Genomic DNA, 16,423 nt, shown 5'->3' on the forward strand with positions numbered 1-16,423 from the left:
TGGTAAAATGATATTAGAAACAAGTAGGTTAATTTTACGTCCTTGGAAAGAGGAAGATGCACATTCGTTGTATGAATATGCAAAAAATCCTGAGGTAGGACCTATAGCCGGATGGCCAGTTCATACAGATGTTGAAAACAGTAGGCAAATTATTAGAGATGTTCTTTCGGCATCAGAAACCTATGCTGTTACATTGAAGAACCAAGATATGGCTATTGGTAGTATTGGTCTTATGATAGGTAAAAATAGTAATATCGCTATTGAAGCTGATGAAGGAGAAATAGGTTACTGGATTGGTGTACCCTATTGGGGGAAAGGTCTAATTCCAGAAGCAGTTTATGAACTTATGCGTCATGGATTTGAAGACCTTAATCTAAAGACTATTTGGTGTGGTTATTTTGAGGGAAATGAAAAGTCTAGACGTGTTCAAGAGAAATGTGGTTTTAAATACCATCATACAGAAAAGGACAAAGAATGGCCTTTAATGAATGATGTTAGAACAGAATATATTACTTGCATTACAAAAGAACAGTGGCATGAGATGTTATAAGCAATAGTATAGATTAGAGGGAAACATAAGGGATGGAATAAAGAGAAGTAAGGCATTAATATTGGCAGAAAAAATGTTATATATACTTGAAAAAATATATAGAATAACACTTAAAGAAATAAAAGTAGTACAGGACAAGATTAATGAAATTATAAAATAACTAGCATATAGGGGGAATTTTTTTGAAGATAAGGACTAAAGTGATAGGGTGGGGAATATTAGTTTTAATAATATGTATAACTATGTACCTATTGGGAGTTAGGCAACAATTTATATACTATCTTAAAGAACAATATCCTAAGAAGTCTTTTAAGGTAGGTATGGTAGTTGTAGATATTCTTTATGATAAATATTACGCAAATATCATTTGTAGGGAGGATCAAACGGAATTTTATATCCGAAAATATTTCTCAAATTCAAAAATAGATGATAATTATTGGGAAGCTAAGAGAAAAAAACAAAATACTGAGAAATCTAAAGCTTTATTTAAGGATACAATGATAGAGCAATATATTTCTCACGTGTCTTTGATAGAATCTAAAATAGAGCTAACAGATAAATCATATGAAGAAATAAATATAAGTCTCGTAGAAAAATGTAATCATATAGACGTTATGGCAGAAATACTCAAAATGCTAACAGTGAGCAATATTAAAGTAGCTAATATACATTTTACTTATGAAAAAACTCAAAGTGTTTATGAAGTTCAACTTAATACGAGTGATGAGTTGACAAAAGAAGATATTGAATCAAAAGTCATTAAAATAAAATAGTAGCTTATGAAATTTTGGTATGAATATCTTTTATTATATAGTGACTGTTTTAGTCCAATTTGCTAGTGTATCCCCTATAAAACTTGTCCCCCTAGGGGTACAAACTATTTTTTAAAATTCATGTATTTTGCGAGGAAGTATAATTGTCAGAATATTTTTTGTATGATACCATGGTATAAGCAGTAATTAGATTTTGTGAGGTGAAAGTTATGGAGATAAAAAAATTGGCTAAAGATGATATTCTAATGGCATTAGACTTAGTTTTAAATGTTTTTATGGAGTATGAGGTACCTGATTATTCCCAACAAGGAATTGAAACATTCCAAAAGTGTATTAAAGATGACCAATGGTTAAAGTCTCTTGAAATCTTTGGGGCTTATATGAACAATAGTCTTGTAGGTGTTATTGCAACTAGAAATAACGGTAATCATATCGCATTATTCTTTGTTAAAGGTAACTATCATAGACAAGGTATTGGAAGAAGATTATTTGATAGAGTAATTGAAAATTGTACAAATAATACAATTACTGTTAATTCATCCCCATATGCTATTAAAATTTACAGGCATCTTGGTTTTGTTGAGACGCAAACTGAACAACTAACAGATGGAATACGATATACACCTATGTCATTTACAAAAATATAAAGAGTAAAAGAGATAGTGGTCTAGAGGAACCTAGGGTTTTTTTGTTATACTGAAATTTATGTATTAGCTGCATAATTGGGGTCTTGCATAGCTGAAATAAGCAACTTTTTTGCTTGTACATAGTTCATAAAGCAACAACTCTTTAAAAGGTTAAGAAACAAAGAAGAAAGTCGTACGACAACATATTCAGGAAGGACGCACTATTTTAAGTTTAGTTGCAGAATTTGGTGCTTCTCATGCTACTATTTCAAACTGATCAAGAATTATCGCCAAGAAAAAATAACGGTATTAAAAGGAGGAACGCAAATGAACAAAGTATTATTGAAGGAATTTTCTGATGACAATATTCCTCTCTTGAAAAAATGGTTATATATACCCCATGTTGCAGCATGGTATCACGCCCCTTTAGATTGGCTTGAGGAAGTAGAAAAGCGCAATGATGAGTTTTCATTTTTACATCATTTCATAGTTGAAGTTGGAAATCACACAATTGGATTTTGTCAGTTTTATGAATATCACTATAGCGGTGAGGACTGGCATGGCAACACTGATGTTGATGGGACTTACAGTATAGATTATTTGATTGGTGATATCGAATATCTTGGTAAAGGGTATGGAACCGCAATCATTAAAGCTTTAATTGAAAAAATTAAAATGCAGAACAATGCAAAGCGTATTATTGTGCAACCCGAACCGGAAAACAAGGCATCTTGTAACACTCTGTTATCCTGTGGATTTTCTTTTGATAAATTCAATGAAATTTATATTTTGGATTTGTAAAGCTGTTGCCTAAGGAGATGATCCATGAGTTTAGGACTTTCGGGACAAATTGAAGTTTTGTTGTAAATTTCAAAGGCTTGAGGTTCTTCTTGTAAATAATGTAAATTTGCAGTTTTTTACCTCAAATTCTTGCCTCTATACTCAAATTCTTTTATAATCATTTCTTGTATATAAAAGATGCCTTAAAAGTTTTAAGAATTGCTTTACTTATATTTGTATCCTTTTGTAATGGTTTCAATGAAGAGATGATAAAAGTATATAAATCATTTCAAGACCTGAAAGTCCTTTTTGTAAAATATTTAAATTCGTACTTTTGACTCTAGAAAAATGAAGTTGCCACAAATAGATACAATTAGAGACACTCTTAGAATTATTGGTAATCAAGGACTATACAAAATACATAGCAAAGTTATTAAGAAAGCCAAACGACATAGAAAATCAAACAAGAAAAATACACCCAGATCTTAATGGTCACAACTGATTTTAATATACCTCTCTACACTTTATATAAGATGATGCACATGAGATGGGTATTGAAAATGGCTTGTTTAATCTGTTCAACTCATATAAGAAATGGTACTATATATTTAAGGATAGTCAAAACTTACAGGAGGAGTGATAAGTATGAAAAAGCTGTTGAATTATGGTAATGAGTTTGTAAAACAATCTGATTGGAGAGACTTGGCCCTCGTTAAACTCTGTCTATGTGCCGTAGGGATGATGTGGGGAATGGCCCTTCCAAGAAAGGCACACAAGCCAGCAGCTTTTATTAGTGTAGCGGTATTTGTATGTACCTATATTCCACTTATGTTAAAACTATTTAGGATAATGGATAATGACAAATAAAATAGGGGGGACTTGGTGGTGGCTTCGGTCACCTGGTCGCGTTAATGTAAAGACCGTATATATCCATGGTGATGGTAATATAGGTATCCAAGGTAATAATATATTGAAAGGTAATATCAGTGAAGGTGCCAATAAAGGCGGTGTTCGTCCTGCTTTGTGGTTGAAACTGTAATTCTATGCTATAGTCAAGCATTTTTGTAACATCATTTATTATGAGGAGAATGTATGAATAAAAAAAAGTGAAAAAGCAGCTGAATTATTTAAGAAAGGGTTTAACTGTTCTCAAGCAATAATAGGGGCATTTTGTGAAGATTATGGCATTAAAATGCAAACCGGTCTTAAAATTGCTTCTGGTTTGGGGAGTGGTGTAAGAAGTGCTGAAATATGTGGAGCTGTTTCTGGTGCCGTTTTGGTAATCGGGTTGAAATATGGTTCTGATAATACTGATTCAAAAACATTGTGCAATACAAAAACAGAGGAATTCATTAAGATGTTTAGAGAAATAAATGGAAGTATTGTTTGTCGTGATATTTTAGGTTGTGATATTACTACACCACATGGGAAAGAAAAAGCATTGGCGGAACAATATTTTACTACTGTTTGCCTTGATATGGTTGTTAGTGCAGCTCAAATACTTGAAGATTTATACTATTAATCTACAATCATAATAAATATAATTATACATATTACCACACACTGTCTTATTTACATGTGTGCTCTCATAGGAGCTTAGAGAAATCTAAGCTTTTTTCTTTATAGGAGTATTGCTAAGAGGTATAAAATAGAAGATAATTAATAGAAGATAGAAGAAGGTAATCATATGATTAAATCAGGTAGATATAGACAAGGCGACTTATGGGTAAGGCAGTAAGCATGTAGAATGAAATTATTGAGAGAAATGGAAAAACATTTAGAAGGTTTGAGAGGATAGAAGATGCAAAATAAAATTAACAAGCTAATGGAAGATTATTACGTGACATTTGGAGAGCTTGCTATGCGTTTAGGAATCAGTAAACAAACACTTACAAGAAAGTTAAAGGGCACTACAGATTGGACTTATGCTGAAATGATACTCCTTGCGCAAGTATTCAATATTGAAGATATAGAAGAATTTTTCTTTGGAGGTAACTAACGGATTATTTCAATAAAAAACATCAAATTACCTCTCTTTAACAAGTCGGAAAATGAGAGGTAGTAGTCTCTAAAATAGGGTATTTTATTGTTAGGAGCTGAAGATATGGAATGGATAGAACGATTAAATAATGCAGTTAATTATATCGAAGAGAATATAAAAGAAACTATTGATTTAGAAGAAGTTTCGAAGATTACATGTTGCTCAACCTATCATTTTCAAAGGATGTTTGCATATATAGCGGATATACCATTATCTGAGTACATACGCCGTAGGAGAATGTCCTTGGCAGCTGTAGATTTACAAAATGGCAATGAGAAAGTGATAGATATTTCGTTAAAGTATGGATATGATTCACCTACAGCATTTAACAGAGCTTTTAAAAACATACATGGAATAGCACCATCTCAGGCAAGGAAAGAAGGTATGAAATTAAAAGCATTTCCTCCTATCAGCTTCAAAATAACAGTAAAAGGAGATAGTGGGATGAATTATAGAATTGAAAAGAAAGAAGCATTTAGAATTATAGGTATTTCTGAACCATTGGAAGTAGAGATTGAGAAAAACTTTAAAATAGTCCCTCTGATGTGGGGGCAAGCAGCAAGAAGTGGAACAATCTCAAAACTTGCTTCTATGATGGAAGGAATGCCAATGGGACTATTAGGAGTAAGCTCCTGTAATAAGTTAGAGCATTGGAAATATTATATTGCAGTTACAAGTAGTCAACCAATAGAAAATGATTTAGAAGAATATATTGTTCCCGCCTCTACATGGGCAATATTTTCAGGAGAAGGTAGTAATCAATCTATACAAGAACTAGAAAAAAGAATTATAACAGAATGGCTTCCTACTTCAGGTTATGAGTATGGAAATGCACCAGATATCGAAGTCTATTTAAATGCAGATCCAGAGCATGCTCAATATGAAATTTGGATTCCAGTTATAAAAAAGATGAATTAGATACGTTATATTTAATATACTTTGATGATAAAGAAAGATTTTTTATGCTATTAATAAGGATTGAATCCTGTATTGCACAGGGCTCAGTCCTTTTATTTTGTCTTTGATTCGTTTGTTATTACACTAATTTATCTATTTTTCTAATTCCTTTTTAAATTCTTCAATAGATTTATTGGTATCAAGATTAACTGATCTAAAAAAACTTAAATTCAACCATGTTACTCTAGTAATATTTATAATATGACATATTGTAATCTTATTTATATGTTATAATCCAGTTAGATAAAATATAAATGGAGGCCCTTATGTATGCATTATTCTGATTATAAAACCATACTATCCTCACAGAATGGCATTAACCTATATCGTGGTTGCACTCATGGTTGTATTTATTGTGATAGTCGAAGTAAATGTTATCAAATGAAGCACGACTTTGAAGATATAGAAGTAAAACGCAATGCCCCCTTTATTTTAGAGAGACAACTACGAGGAAAACGAAAGCCCTGTATGATTGGAACTGGGGCAATGTGTGACCCATATATTCATTTAGAGGAAGAACTGCAGCTTACTAGACAATGTATTTCTATTATTGAAAGATATGGCTTTGGATTATCCATTCTGACTAAGTCTTCTCGTATAATACGTGATTTAGATTTATTAAAGGCCATCAATAAAAAAACAAAGTGTGTTGTTCAAATGACACTAACAACTTATGATGAAAATTTATGTCGTAAAATTGAACCTAATGTATCTACTACTTTTGAACGTGTTCAGGTTCTTAACACTATGAAACAAGAGGAAATACCAACAATAGTTTGGCTAGGGCCTATCCTACCTTTTATAAATGATATGGAAGAAAATCTAATAGGATTATTGAATTATTGTGCTGAAGTCAATGTACGTGGGATATTATGCTTTGGCTTTGGTGTCACTATGAGAGAAGGGAATAGAGAATACTTTTATGCGCAGATTGATCAGCTTTTTCCCGGTTTAAAAAAAGAATATATTCAAACCTTTAAAGATGCCTATGTTTGTAATAGCCCTAATCATAATCACTTAATGTCTATTTTTAAAAATTTTTGTGAAAGGCACCAGATACTTTGGAAACCTAATGATATTTTCTCCTATTTGAAACAATTTGAAGAAAAAGAACAACAACTATCCTTTTTTTATTGAAGACGATCAATAAAGTGTCATATGAAAAGAATAGATGATTTATTTGCAAACTAATAAATTATTATTATAAAAATAATAAAAATATTGCAAATGCAACCGAAAATTCACTTTAAATAAGCTATACTAAAACTATCAACTTAAGAAAGGAAATAGGCTGTAAAAATTCCAATGAACAGGTGTTAGAACCTATTATTGTTAAAACACCTACATCCTAAAATTAAAGGAGGTTTATAATGAGTATGTTTTGTTATCAATGCCAAGAAGCAGCAAAGGGAACAGGTTGTCAAATTAAAGGGGTTTGTGGTAAAGATGAGGAAGTTGCTAGATTACAGGATCTTTTGATTTATACTTTAAAAGGACTTGCAGAAATTGTAGTTAAGGGAAATTTAGAGATAGAAAACCTTAATGAAATCAATCATGAAGTTATAAAGAGTCTATTTATTACTATTACTAATGCCAATTTTGACAAAACAGCTATTGAAAAACAGATTGAAAAAATGCTTGGTTTTAGAAATGAACTAAAAAAGAGAATAGCTGAAATACCATTAGGAGATGCTACATACTTTGAAGTGACTGGTACTACCTCTATGCTTGAGAAGGCCTCAAAAGCAGGTGTACTTGCTACTGAAAATGAAGATATCCGTTCCTTAAGAGAGCTAGTTATTTATGGTATAAAAGGTATGGCTGCCTATGCTCATCATGCCCTTAATCTTGGAAAAGAAAATAGGGACATCTATACTTTCATCTACGAAGCACTCGCAGCAACGTTAGATGATGCATTATCAGTAGATGAACTGATTACACTTACCTTAAAAACGGGTGAATTTGGGGTTAAGACCATGGCACTTCTTGATGAGGCAAATACATCCAAATATGGTAATCCTGAAATAACACATGTAAATATCGGTGTTGGTAAAAATCCAGGTATATTAATTTCAGGTCATGACCTTACAGACCTTGAACAATTGCTTGAACAAACTAAAGGAACGGATGTGGATATATATACTCATAGTGAAATGCTCCCTGCTCATTACTATCCCTTCTTTAAAAAATATGAAAACTTTATAGGTAACTATGGTCATTCATGGTGGAAGCAGCTTGAAGAGTTTGAAACATTTAATGGTCCTATCTTGTTTACAACTAACTGTATTGTTCCACCAAAAAACGAAAAAGTTAGAGACAGAATATTTACCTCAGGAGCATCTGGTTATCCTGGATGTATCCATATCGAAGCAAATCAAGATGGCAAAAAGGATTTTTCACCGCTCATTGAGATGGCAAAAAAATGTAAGGCTCCAATAGAAATAGAAACTGGTAGCATCGTTGGAGGCTTTGCACATGCACAAGTACTTGCCTTAGCAGATAAGGTAATAGATGCTGTAAAATCAGGGGCTATAAAAAAATTTATTGTTATGGCAGGGTGTGATGGTCGAATGAAAGCAAGAGAATATTATACAGAGTTTGCTCAGAAGCTTCCTACAGATACCATTATTCTTACTGCAGGTTGCGCTAAATATAGATATAACAAACTCGCTTTAGGGGATATAGATGGCATACCAAGAATACTTGATGCAGGACAATGTAATGATTCGTATTCCCTTGCCGTAATAGCCCTTAAACTAAAAGAAGTGTTTGGTTTAGAGGATGTAAATCAACTTCCAATTGTCTATAATATAGCCTGGTATGAACAAAAAGCTGTTATAGTACTTTTGGCTCTCCTTTATTTAGGAGTTAAAAATATTCATTTAGGACCCACACTGCCTGCTTTCTTGTCACCAAACGTTGCAAAAGTTCTTGTTGAAACTTTTGGAATAGCAGGTATAGATACTGCTGAAGAAGATATACAATTTTTTATGGCATAAAACATATAAAATAAATAGCAACTCCTGATAATTGGTTAATTGTCAGGAGTTGCTATTTCATAAAGGATAAATCTATAATTCAAGAATCCTACCATCTGTTGAAAGAGTTACAACTTGCCAAGGAATGAGTTTATCACACTCTTTTAAAGCAGTTTTAAAAGCCTTTTCAATTCCTCCACAGCATGGAACTTCCATTCTTACTACTGTTACTGATTTAATCGTATTCATTTTAAGAATAGCAGTAAGTTTTTCACTGTAGTCACCTTCATCAAGCTTGGGACATCCGATAAGGGTAATTTTGTTTTTCATAAACTGACTGTGAAAATCACCATAGGCATATGCTGTACAATCAGCTGCAATCACTAAGTGAGCATCATTAAGATAAGATGCATTAGATGGAACAAGTTTAATTTGTACTGGCCACTGATTCAAGTGGGTTTGCACAGTTAAAGGCTTTTCTGCTACACTGCTATTACGCTTCAAAGTTTTAGACTGTGTACCAGGACAACCGCATGCTAAGTTTTTCGGGTGTTTGTTTTCCATATTTATTTTGACAGCCTCTTCATCAAATGCTGCCGCTTCTCTTTCTTCAAAACTAATGGCATTAGTTGGGCAAACCGGCAAACAGTTCCCTAGTCCATCACAATAATCATCTCTAAGAAGTTTTGCTTTTCCATTTACCATGCCAATAGCTCCCTCATGACAAGCCGTTACACATAATCCACATCCATTACATTTATCTTCATCTATTTTTACAATTTGTCGAACCATTTTTAATACCTCCCTTGTTTTTAATACTTTTATTATAATATAATAATTATAAAGTTTATGTTGCATTTGCAACACGAGAGGTGATTTATGAAAAGATATATTCAACAATTACAAAAAAATGATTTATTTAAAAATTTTAACTTAAATAATATAGAGATTATACTTAATTGCTTATCTGCAAAAATTGTGACATATAATAAAAGAGAGAGGATATTCCTTCAAGGTGATCCTATTAATTTTGTTGGTATTATTTTATCAGGAAGTATTCGAATTATAAAAGAAGATATTGAAGGTAACTGCAACATTCTTGCACATTTAGGTGTAAATGATATTTTTGCAGAGGCTTTTGCTTGTGCTGGTATTGATGAATGTCCTGTAACAATACAAGCTTTAGAAAATTGTGAAATACTTTTTATTGATTGTAAACGCATTATTAGGACATGCCATCAGGCTTGTACTTTTCATTCTAGCTTAATCCAAAATATCCTTTCTCTTATTTCTAAGAAAAATATTTTATTAAATGAAAAAATAGAAATATTATCCAAACGTACTATAAGAGAAAAATTAATGGCTTATTTAAATATGCAAATTCAAAGTACACACTCAAAAAAATTTTCAATTCCTTATGATAGAGAAGGTCTTGCCAACTATCTTTGTATAGATAGGAGTGCTTTGTCACGTGAACTATGTAATATGCGTAATGAAGGTGTGATTGCATTTAAAAAAAATGAATTTGAAATTCTATAATTTTATAGTTATTGCCTCTCAAGGCGAGCTATAACATGCATATTAATAGTATGCAACAGACAAAATAAGAAAAAGTTGATTGAAAACTTTAGAGTAACAGTGTAAGATTTAAATAAGAATCTATATACTTTATTCCTATAGATCAACGTACATAATTATACAAATTGACAATATATATACAATTGTATATAATATTAATTGTGATATTATGGTAAAAGATGGTTAAACCTTTCCATTAGAACATAGGTTTAGCTTTTTTAATTAATAAATTTTATATGGAGGGAAATAATGATGAAAAAATTTTTAGCTTTAACCTTATGCACAGCCTTAATGACAGGTGTTGTATTAACAGGATGTGGTTCTGCAAACAAGAAAGAGGCAGCTGACAACTCACCTAATGCTTCTAGTGGCACAACAAACGCCAAAACATGGATTATCGCTACAGATACTGTATTTAAACCCTTTGAATACACCAATGAAAAAAATGAATTTGTAGGTATTGATGTGGATTTAGTTGCTGCTATTGCAGAAGATCAAGGATTTAAGTATGACTTAAAAAGCCTTGGTTGGGATGCAGCAGTTGCAGCCGTTCAAGTTGGTCAAGCAGATGGTCTTATTGCAGGAGCAACCATCAAACAAGAGCGTATTGATTCTGGCTGGATCTTCTCAGAAGGTTATTACAATGCAACTCAAACCTTTGTAGTAGCAGAGGGAAGTGACATTAAGAGCTTTGAAGATCTTAAAGGTAAAAATGTTGCAGTTAAAAATGGTACAGCAGGTGCTGACTTTGCGAATAGCTTAAAAGATCAATATGGATTTACAGTAACTGTTTTTGAGGACTCACCCACTATGTATCAAGATGTATTACTTGGAAACAGCGTAGCATGTGTGGAAGATACACCTATTATGGCAGCTTCTATTAAAGAAGGTGGTCTTAAACTTACAATCCCTGAGGGAATGGAAAGTGAAGGGGCTCCTTATGGTTTCGCTATTATGAACAAAGATAACCAAGAATTACTGGATATGTTCAATGCTGGACTTGCAAACATTAAAGCAAACGGAAAATATGATGAAATTCTTAATAAATATTTAAAATAATAGTATATTAAAGCTGATTAAGGACGTGAGAAACTATTATAGGTCTCTCACGTTCTTGCTGTCATCTTTAGATGCTAAGAATAAGGAGGTTTATTTATGGTTGCAATACTTCAAACGTATGGTCCCATGCTCCTTCAGGGATTGGGCAAGACTTTACTACTTACATTGTTATCATTGGTTTTTGCCATGATAATTGGTATGATTTTCTCATTGATGAACGTTGGCAAAAATCGATTTTTTAACTTTATAGGTACGGCATATGTGGATGCAGTTCGTGGTGTGCCACTGATTGTTTTAGCTTTTTATATCTATTTTGGCTTACCGTCTGGCATTAAGATGCTAGGAATACAGGATTTTAGGCTATCCGCACTTCAGGCTGGTACCATTGCACTTTCCATGAACTGTGGTGCTTATATGGCTGAGATTATACGAGCAGGTATTGAGAGTGTTGACAAAGGACAGATGGAAGCTAGTAGAAGCCTCGGTTTAAATTATAGTAAAAGCATGCGGCTAGTTGTGTTGCCACAGGCTATCCGTACAATGATTCCTTCTATTATCAATCAGTTTATCATTACCTTAAAAGATACCTCCATTCTTTCTGTTATTGGGTTCCCTGAGCTTACTAATCTGGGTAAAACCATTAGCGGTAATACATTCAAGAGTTTGGAAACCTGGACAATCATAGGCCTTATGTATATGGTTGTCATCATTACCCTTAGTAAGGTTGCTAAGCGAATTGAAAGGAGGATTAGCCGTGACAGATAGAAAAATTAAAATCCATGTTGAAAACTTAAAGAAAAGCTTTGGTAAATTAGAAGTTTTAAAAGATATGAGTATTGATATTTTTGAAGGAGAAGTTGTCGTTTTACTAGGACCTTCAGGAAGTGGTAAATCTACTTTCCTTCGTTGTCTTAATCAGCTTGAGGTAGCCACATGTGGCAATATCCTCATTGATGGCAAGAACATTACAGATAAACATACAGATATCAATAAAGTACGTGAAAATATCGGTATGGTGTTTCAACACTTCAATCTTTTCCCACACAAGACTGTTTTAGAGAATATCATGCTTGCTCCAGTAGAATTAAAGATTATGACTAAGGCTGCTGCTAAAGAAAAGGGTATGCAACTCTTAAAACGCGTTGGACTAGATACCAAAGCAGATACTTATCCTTCTCAGCTTTCTGGGGGTCAAAAGCAGCGTGTAGCTATTGCAAGAGCATTGGCTATGAATCCTGCTATTATGCTTTTTGATGAACCTACATCCGCACTAGACCCTGAAATGGTTGGAGAAGTTCTAGCAGTTATGCAGAAGCTTGCAGCTGAGGGCATGACTATGGTTATCGTAACCCATGAAATAGGTTTTGCAAAAGAAGTGGCAGATAGAGTTGTATTTATGGATGATGGTTACATTGTAGAACAAGGTACACCACAAGAAGTTATTATGAATCCAAAAGAACCCAGAACCATTGATTTTTTAAATAAAGTTTTATAGTCTGTTTTGGAGGATGAGCCTATGAAAAAGATTATTACAATTAGCCGTGAGTTTGGAGCTGGTGGAGGAGAAATTGGAAGAAGAGTAGCTCAAGCTCTTAATTATGACTATTATGATAAAGAACTGATTTTGAAAGCTGCAAAAGAATCTAACATTGACTTAGAAAGCCTATCAAAATGGGATGAAAAGGTTCCAATGAATTTTGGATTTGCCCAAAGCCTTTTTGACTTTTATAATAAACCCTTAAACGAAAAACTTTTTAAAGCGCAGTATCAGGTTATTAAAGCCGTAGGTGAAAAGGGAAATTGTGTAATTGTTGGACGAAATGCAAATACTATCTTAAAAGAGTATGATCGTGCCCTCCATGTCTTTGTACATGCAGAGTCTTATTGGCGACTAAAGCGTATGGCAGCTAAAATGCCTGAGGCAACTGAAGCTAAAATCAGTGAGCAAATTCGTGCGATAGATAAAATGAGAAGAAAATATTGTACTTATTATACCAATACCGAATTTGGCGTTGCTGATTACTATGACATTAGTTTTAATACTTCTAAATTGGGTATTGATGCTTGTGTAAAAATCATCTGTGATTTGGCAAAAAGTGATGACTTAGATCTCGAATGAAATAAGTGACATTATCATTTTTTAAAGATGTGGTATACTAATATCAATAAGTTTAAATCATTCTATTTAAAGCTAGAAGGAGAGGACAAAATGGCAGGAAATAAAATTGTTTGTCACTGTAAACAAGTGGATTATATTACAATTCGTAAAGCAATGATTGACGGTGCACGTACAATCGAAGAAATCAAGGAAAAAACGGGTGCAGGCACAGGGTGTGGGGGATGTATCCCTGCAATTGAAGAAATTTTAGCCTCTGTTTGTGGCTGTAAAGGGACTTCTCTTCAAAGTGTTATTGATGCCGTTAAAAAGGGTGCTGATACCGTAGAAAAGGTAGGGCAGATAACCGGGGCTGGTACTGAATGCGGTAGATGTAAGGCTCTTATTCAAAATGTTATTGATCTTGGAAAATAAAAAAGTATCATTCCAAATACAGACCTATGAAGCTGGTTTAGAATTTCTAGCTTCATAGGTCTTTTATTATTAGTGGTTTATACTAGTAATCCATTGTCCTCCTTAAATAGTTTATTGAAACTTATTGGGATTAAGTATACAATGGGTAAGAAAATAATAGACATAGGAGATAAATATGCACCCTTTACTTACTCAACTATTTATTATCTGCCCTTTAGTTTTTATGGCTGGTTTTATAGATGCCATAGCAGGAGGAGGCGGTATTATTTCTATTCCAGCTTATCTTTTTGCAGGACTCCCTATCCATAATGCATTAGGAACTAATAAAATGGCTATGTGTTTTGGAACCAGTGTAGCAACAGCCAATTATATCCGTTCAGGAAAAATCTATTTTAAAATTGCTCTTGTAGCTGCTCTAGGCTCTTTTCTAGGAGCAGCTATAGGTTCTAGTCTTGCGCTTTTTATCAGTGAAATTATCTTAAAAATTACCATTATGACACTATTGCCCCTTGTAGCCGTTTTTTTAGCTACTCAAAAGGGTTTTGGCCGACATTCTCATACTAAAATTCTCACACCTGTAATGCAGTTTCTTTTATCTTTTTTCATTGGCTTCTTTATTGGTATATATGATGGACTTATTGGACCAGGAACAGGAACTTTTTTTATTCTAGCTTTTACAGGCTTCTTAGGTTTTGACCTTATTACTTCTTCAGGCTGCGCTAAAATCTCAAATTTAGCTTCCAATTTAGCTTCTATGCTTATTTATACTTTTAGTGGAAAAGTTCTTTTTGCTATTGCACTTCCTTCAGCTGCTTGCGCAATGCTAGGTGGGCATCTTGGTGCCCAACTAGCCATTAAAGGTGGAACAAAATGGATTCGCCTTTTTATTTTTTTAGTTCTTATCTTATTGTTTATTAAAACAGCCTATGAATTTTTTATTTAAATTCTACAACACTATGGATTTATTCATATTTTATTTCAAAAAATACATATTATTATATGTTTTATTGACTTTTATAAGCTAGCATGGTACGTTTAAATAAAGTGTGCGCTGTTAAGTTGCCAATTCTTCTTGCAGTAAACCGTATCTCAACTCACCGATTCTGACACCTAAAGCTTAGGCTGAAGGGGAAGACGAGCTTAGTTAAGTAGTCAAACACAAGCTACGTCTTTTGACGTGGCTTTTTTTATGGATTTTGATAATAGGGAGGTTGAAAAATGGAAACACGTGTTGCATTAATCGGTATTGTAGTTGAAGATCTAAACTCAATCGATCAGTTAAACCAATTACTTCATGAGCAAAATAAGTACATCATTGGACGTATGGGTATTCCTTATAGCAAAAGAGATATTTCTGTCATTAGCATTGTGCTAGATGCACCAATGAACGTAATTAGCGCTTTATCCGGTAAACTGGGGATGCTTCCTGGCATTAGCACTAAAACACTTTATTCTAAAATAAAAGGGGAATAACCAAAGAAAGGAAGGCTATGAAACAATTTATAGAGCAGTTAGAACATGAAAATAAACTTCCACCCGAAACTTACAAGGCATTATTAGAAGGCTATACATCAGAGCTTGCTGAATTTGTATTTTCACGTGCTCAAGCTACACGTGAAAAGTATTATGGACGAACGATCTATTTAAGAGGTCTTATTGAATTTACTAACCATTGCCAAAATGATTGCTACTACTGTGGGATCCGTAAAAGTAATAGGGATCTTACACGTTATCGCCTGACTCCAGAAACTATCCTAGCTTGTTGCCATAAAGGTTATCAGTTAGGTTTTCGTACCTTCGTTTTACAAGGTGGAGAAGATGGCTATTTCCAGGATGAAAAATTGATTCCACTTATAGAAGCTATTAAAACAGCTTATCCTGACTGTGCTCTTACCTTATCCATTGGCGAAAAAAGTTATTCAAGCTATTTGGCTTATTATAAAGCTGGAGCAGACAGATATCTTTTACGTCATGAAACAGCTAACACGCTACATTATAGTAAACTGCATCCTAAAAGTTTAACTCTTTCAAAACGCCTTCAATGCCTAAATGACTTAAAAGATATTGGTTATCAAGTAGGCATGGGCTTTATGGTAGGGTCACCTTATCAAAGCATAGACTGCTTGGTAGAAGACCTTTTGCTCATCGAACGCTTTAAGCCTGAAATGGTGGGTATCGGTCCTTTTATTCCACATCATGCTACACCCTTTGCTAAAGAAGTAGCAGGCAGTATCGAACTTACTTTCTATCTTATCGGATTGATTCGCCTTATGCATCCTCGTGTTTTGCTTCCGGCTACTACTGCACTAGGCACATTAGATCCTAATGGAAGAGAGAAGGGTATTTTAGCTGGAGCCAATGTTCTCATGCCTAATCTATCACCTGTAGATGTACGTAAGAACTATCTGCTTTATGATAATAAAATATGTACAGGTGAGGAAGCAGCAGAGTGTCAACAGTGTCTTAAAAACCGCATGGAAAACATCGGCTATCAAATAGTTGTTTCAAGAGGCGACTATACGACTAGTCCTAGTGTTTCATAACCTAGAGA

The 16,423-nt window shown here is 33.6% G+C and carries 21 protein-coding genes and 1 pseudogene; 20 read left to right on the top strand and 2 right to left on the bottom strand.

All coding sequences use genetic code 11. The annotated features are described in order from the left end of the window. Positions 1-7 precede the first annotated feature (7 nt). The 9 genes from CS063_RS09245 to CS063_RS09285 all read left to right on the top strand — a co-directional run bounded on the left by CS063_RS09245 (position 8) and on the right by CS063_RS09285 (position 5,688). Entirely contained in the window at positions 8-550 is a 543-nt protein-coding gene (locus CS063_RS09245) for a GNAT family N-acetyltransferase (protein ID WP_099449413.1), read from the top strand. Between the two features lie 182 nt (positions 551-732). Then, entirely contained in the window at positions 733-1,323 is a 591-nt protein-coding gene (locus tag CS063_RS09250; protein WP_099449414.1) for a hypothetical protein, read from the top strand. A gap of 209 nt (positions 1,324-1,532) precedes the next feature. Next, positions 1,533-1,970 (top strand): GNAT family N-acetyltransferase, encoded by a 438-nt coding sequence (locus CS063_RS09255; RefSeq protein ID WP_099449415.1) that lies wholly within the window; start codon positions 1,533-1,535, stop codon positions 1,968-1,970. Positions 1,971-2,276: 306 nt separating this feature from the next. Further along, on the top strand, positions 2,277-2,750 hold the full coding sequence (locus CS063_RS09260; RefSeq protein WP_099449416.1) for a GNAT family N-acetyltransferase: 474 nt from the start codon (positions 2,277-2,279) through the stop codon (positions 2,748-2,750). Positions 2,751-3,374: 624 nt separating this feature from the next. Next, the gene (locus tag CS063_RS09265; RefSeq protein WP_099449417.1) at positions 3,375-3,596 is read left to right on the top strand and encodes a hypothetical protein; all 222 of its coding nucleotides are present in this window, start codon (positions 3,375-3,377) and stop codon (positions 3,594-3,596) included. Next, positions 3,586-3,768 (top strand): DUF6273 domain-containing protein, encoded by a 183-nt coding sequence (locus CS063_RS09270; protein ID WP_099449418.1) that lies wholly within the window; start codon positions 3,586-3,588, stop codon positions 3,766-3,768. Before CS063_RS09265 ends, CS063_RS09270 begins: the two co-directional genes overlap by 11 nt. A 57-nt stretch (positions 3,769-3,825) precedes the next feature. Then, positions 3,826-4,251, top strand: a complete 426-nt coding sequence (locus tag CS063_RS09275) for a C-GCAxxG-C-C family protein (RefSeq protein WP_099449419.1) — start codon at positions 3,826-3,828, stop codon at positions 4,249-4,251. Between the two features lie 279 nt (positions 4,252-4,530). Then, the gene (locus CS063_RS09280; RefSeq protein ID WP_099449420.1) at positions 4,531-4,728 is read left to right on the top strand and encodes a helix-turn-helix domain-containing protein; all 198 of its coding nucleotides are present in this window, start codon (positions 4,531-4,533) and stop codon (positions 4,726-4,728) included. A gap of 105 nt (positions 4,729-4,833) precedes the next feature. Further along, on the top strand, positions 4,834-5,688 hold the full coding sequence (locus CS063_RS09285; RefSeq protein ID WP_099449421.1) for an AraC family transcriptional regulator: 855 nt from the start codon (positions 4,834-4,836) through the stop codon (positions 5,686-5,688). A gap of 42 nt (positions 5,689-5,730) precedes the next feature. Here the strand turns inward: CS063_RS09285 and CS063_RS18205 are convergent. Beyond that, a pseudogene (locus tag CS063_RS18205) lies at positions 5,731-5,802 on the bottom strand (IS3 family transposase); the annotation flags it as partial. A 195-nt stretch (positions 5,803-5,997) separates the two neighbouring features. On the opposite strand from CS063_RS18205, the gene CS063_RS09295 reads away from it, so the two are divergent. Both CS063_RS09295 and hcp read left to right on the top strand, forming a co-directional pair. Then, positions 5,998-6,864, top strand: coding sequence for an SPL family radical SAM protein (locus CS063_RS09295; protein ID WP_099449422.1), 867 nt, complete (start codon positions 5,998-6,000; stop codon positions 6,862-6,864). A gap of 233 nt (positions 6,865-7,097) precedes the next feature. Beyond that, a complete protein-coding gene (gene hcp, locus CS063_RS09300; RefSeq protein WP_099449423.1) occupies positions 7,098-8,726 on the top strand; it encodes a hydroxylamine reductase in 1,629 nt (542 codons plus the stop codon). A 72-nt stretch (positions 8,727-8,798) separates the two neighbouring features. Here hcp and CS063_RS09305 read toward each other — a convergent pair whose 3' ends face one another. After that, positions 8,799-9,497: an ATP-binding protein gene (locus CS063_RS09305; protein WP_099449424.1), complete on the bottom strand. Its 699-nt coding sequence runs from the start codon at positions 9,495-9,497 to the stop codon at positions 8,799-8,801. A gap of 87 nt (positions 9,498-9,584) precedes the next feature. On the opposite strand from CS063_RS09305, the gene CS063_RS09310 reads away from it, so the two are divergent. From CS063_RS09310 to hydE, 9 genes are all read left to right on the top strand, one after another. Further along, on the top strand, positions 9,585-10,244 hold the full coding sequence (locus CS063_RS09310; protein ID WP_099449425.1) for a Crp/Fnr family transcriptional regulator: 660 nt from the start codon (positions 9,585-9,587) through the stop codon (positions 10,242-10,244). 288 nt (positions 10,245-10,532) lie between these two features. Continuing rightward, positions 10,533-11,342, top strand: a complete 810-nt coding sequence (locus CS063_RS09315; protein ID WP_308415474.1) for a transporter substrate-binding domain-containing protein — start codon at positions 10,533-10,535, stop codon at positions 11,340-11,342. 96 nt (positions 11,343-11,438) lie between these two features. Further along, the gene (locus CS063_RS09320) at positions 11,439-12,107 is read left to right on the top strand and encodes an amino acid ABC transporter permease (RefSeq protein ID WP_099449426.1); all 669 of its coding nucleotides are present in this window, start codon (positions 11,439-11,441) and stop codon (positions 12,105-12,107) included. Positions 12,108-12,171: 64 nt separating this feature from the next. Then, a complete protein-coding gene (locus tag CS063_RS09325; protein WP_099449461.1) occupies positions 12,172-12,837 on the top strand; it encodes an amino acid ABC transporter ATP-binding protein in 666 nt (221 codons plus the stop codon). Between the two features lie 21 nt (positions 12,838-12,858). Continuing rightward, positions 12,859-13,461, top strand: a complete 603-nt coding sequence (locus CS063_RS09330) for a cytidylate kinase-like family protein (RefSeq protein WP_099449427.1) — start codon at positions 12,859-12,861, stop codon at positions 13,459-13,461. Positions 13,462-13,551: 90 nt separating this feature from the next. After that, complete coding sequence (locus CS063_RS09335) at positions 13,552-13,872, top strand: (2Fe-2S)-binding protein (RefSeq protein WP_099449428.1); 321 nt, start codon at positions 13,552-13,554, stop codon at positions 13,870-13,872. Positions 13,873-14,047: 175 nt separating this feature from the next. Beyond that, positions 14,048-14,815, top strand: a complete 768-nt coding sequence (locus CS063_RS09340; RefSeq protein WP_099449429.1) for a sulfite exporter TauE/SafE family protein — start codon at positions 14,048-14,050, stop codon at positions 14,813-14,815. 275 nt (positions 14,816-15,090) lie between these two features. Further along, entirely contained in the window at positions 15,091-15,345 is a 255-nt protein-coding gene (locus CS063_RS09345) for a TM1266 family iron-only hydrogenase system putative regulator (protein WP_099449430.1), read from the top strand. A 17-nt stretch (positions 15,346-15,362) separates the two neighbouring features. Next, a complete protein-coding gene (gene hydE, locus CS063_RS09350) occupies positions 15,363-16,415 on the top strand; it encodes a [FeFe] hydrogenase H-cluster radical SAM maturase HydE (RefSeq protein ID WP_099449431.1) in 1,053 nt (350 codons plus the stop codon). Positions 16,416-16,423 lie beyond the last annotated feature (8 nt).

The sequence above is a fragment of the Sporanaerobium hydrogeniformans genome (genome assembly GCF_002735925.1).
GTDB classification, from domain to species: domain Bacteria; phylum Bacillota; class Clostridia; order Lachnospirales; family Cellulosilyticaceae; genus Sporanaerobium; species Sporanaerobium hydrogeniformans.

Bases quoted from the DNA above. Each gene is read 5' to 3' on its own strand.
- CS063_RS09245 (WP_099449413.1), top strand. From the start codon at position 8: ATGATATTAGAAACAAGTAGGTTAATTTTACGTCCTTGGAAAGAGGAA.
- CS063_RS09255 (WP_099449415.1), top strand. From the start codon at position 1,533: ATGGAGATAAAAAAATTGGCTAAAGATGATATTCTAATGGCATTAGAC.
- CS063_RS09260 (WP_099449416.1), top strand. From the start codon at position 2,277: ATGAACAAAGTATTATTGAAGGAATTTTCTGATGACAATATTCCTCTC.
- CS063_RS09265 (WP_099449417.1), top strand. From the start codon at position 3,375: ATGAAAAAGCTGTTGAATTATGGTAATGAGTTTGTAAAACAATCTGAT.
- CS063_RS09270 (WP_099449418.1), top strand. From the start codon at position 3,586: ATGACAAATAAAATAGGGGGGACTTGGTGGTGGCTTCGGTCACCTGGT.
- CS063_RS09280 (WP_099449420.1), top strand. From the start codon at position 4,531: ATGCAAAATAAAATTAACAAGCTAATGGAAGATTATTACGTGACATTT.
- CS063_RS09285 (WP_099449421.1), top strand. From the start codon at position 4,834: ATGGAATGGATAGAACGATTAAATAATGCAGTTAATTATATCGAAGAG.
- CS063_RS09295 (WP_099449422.1), top strand. From the start codon at position 5,998: ATGCATTATTCTGATTATAAAACCATACTATCCTCACAGAATGGCATT.
- hcp (WP_099449423.1), top strand. From the start codon at position 7,098: ATGAGTATGTTTTGTTATCAATGCCAAGAAGCAGCAAAGGGAACAGGT.
- CS063_RS09305 (WP_099449424.1), bottom strand. From the start codon at position 9,497: ATGGTTCGACAAATTGTAAAAATAGATGAAGATAAATGTAATGGATGT.
- CS063_RS09310 (WP_099449425.1), top strand. From the start codon at position 9,585: ATGAAAAGATATATTCAACAATTACAAAAAAATGATTTATTTAAAAAT.
- CS063_RS09315 (WP_308415474.1), top strand. From the start codon at position 10,533: ATGATGAAAAAATTTTTAGCTTTAACCTTATGCACAGCCTTAATGACA.
- CS063_RS09320 (WP_099449426.1), top strand. From the start codon at position 11,439: ATGGTTGCAATACTTCAAACGTATGGTCCCATGCTCCTTCAGGGATTG.
- CS063_RS09325 (WP_099449461.1), top strand. From the start codon at position 12,172: ATGAGTATTGATATTTTTGAAGGAGAAGTTGTCGTTTTACTAGGACCT.
- CS063_RS09330 (WP_099449427.1), top strand. From the start codon at position 12,859: ATGAAAAAGATTATTACAATTAGCCGTGAGTTTGGAGCTGGTGGAGGA.
- CS063_RS09335 (WP_099449428.1), top strand. From the start codon at position 13,552: ATGGCAGGAAATAAAATTGTTTGTCACTGTAAACAAGTGGATTATATT.
- CS063_RS09340 (WP_099449429.1), top strand. From the start codon at position 14,048: ATGCACCCTTTACTTACTCAACTATTTATTATCTGCCCTTTAGTTTTT.
- CS063_RS09345 (WP_099449430.1), top strand. From the start codon at position 15,091: ATGGAAACACGTGTTGCATTAATCGGTATTGTAGTTGAAGATCTAAAC.
- hydE (WP_099449431.1), top strand. From the start codon at position 15,363: ATGAAACAATTTATAGAGCAGTTAGAACATGAAAATAAACTTCCACCC.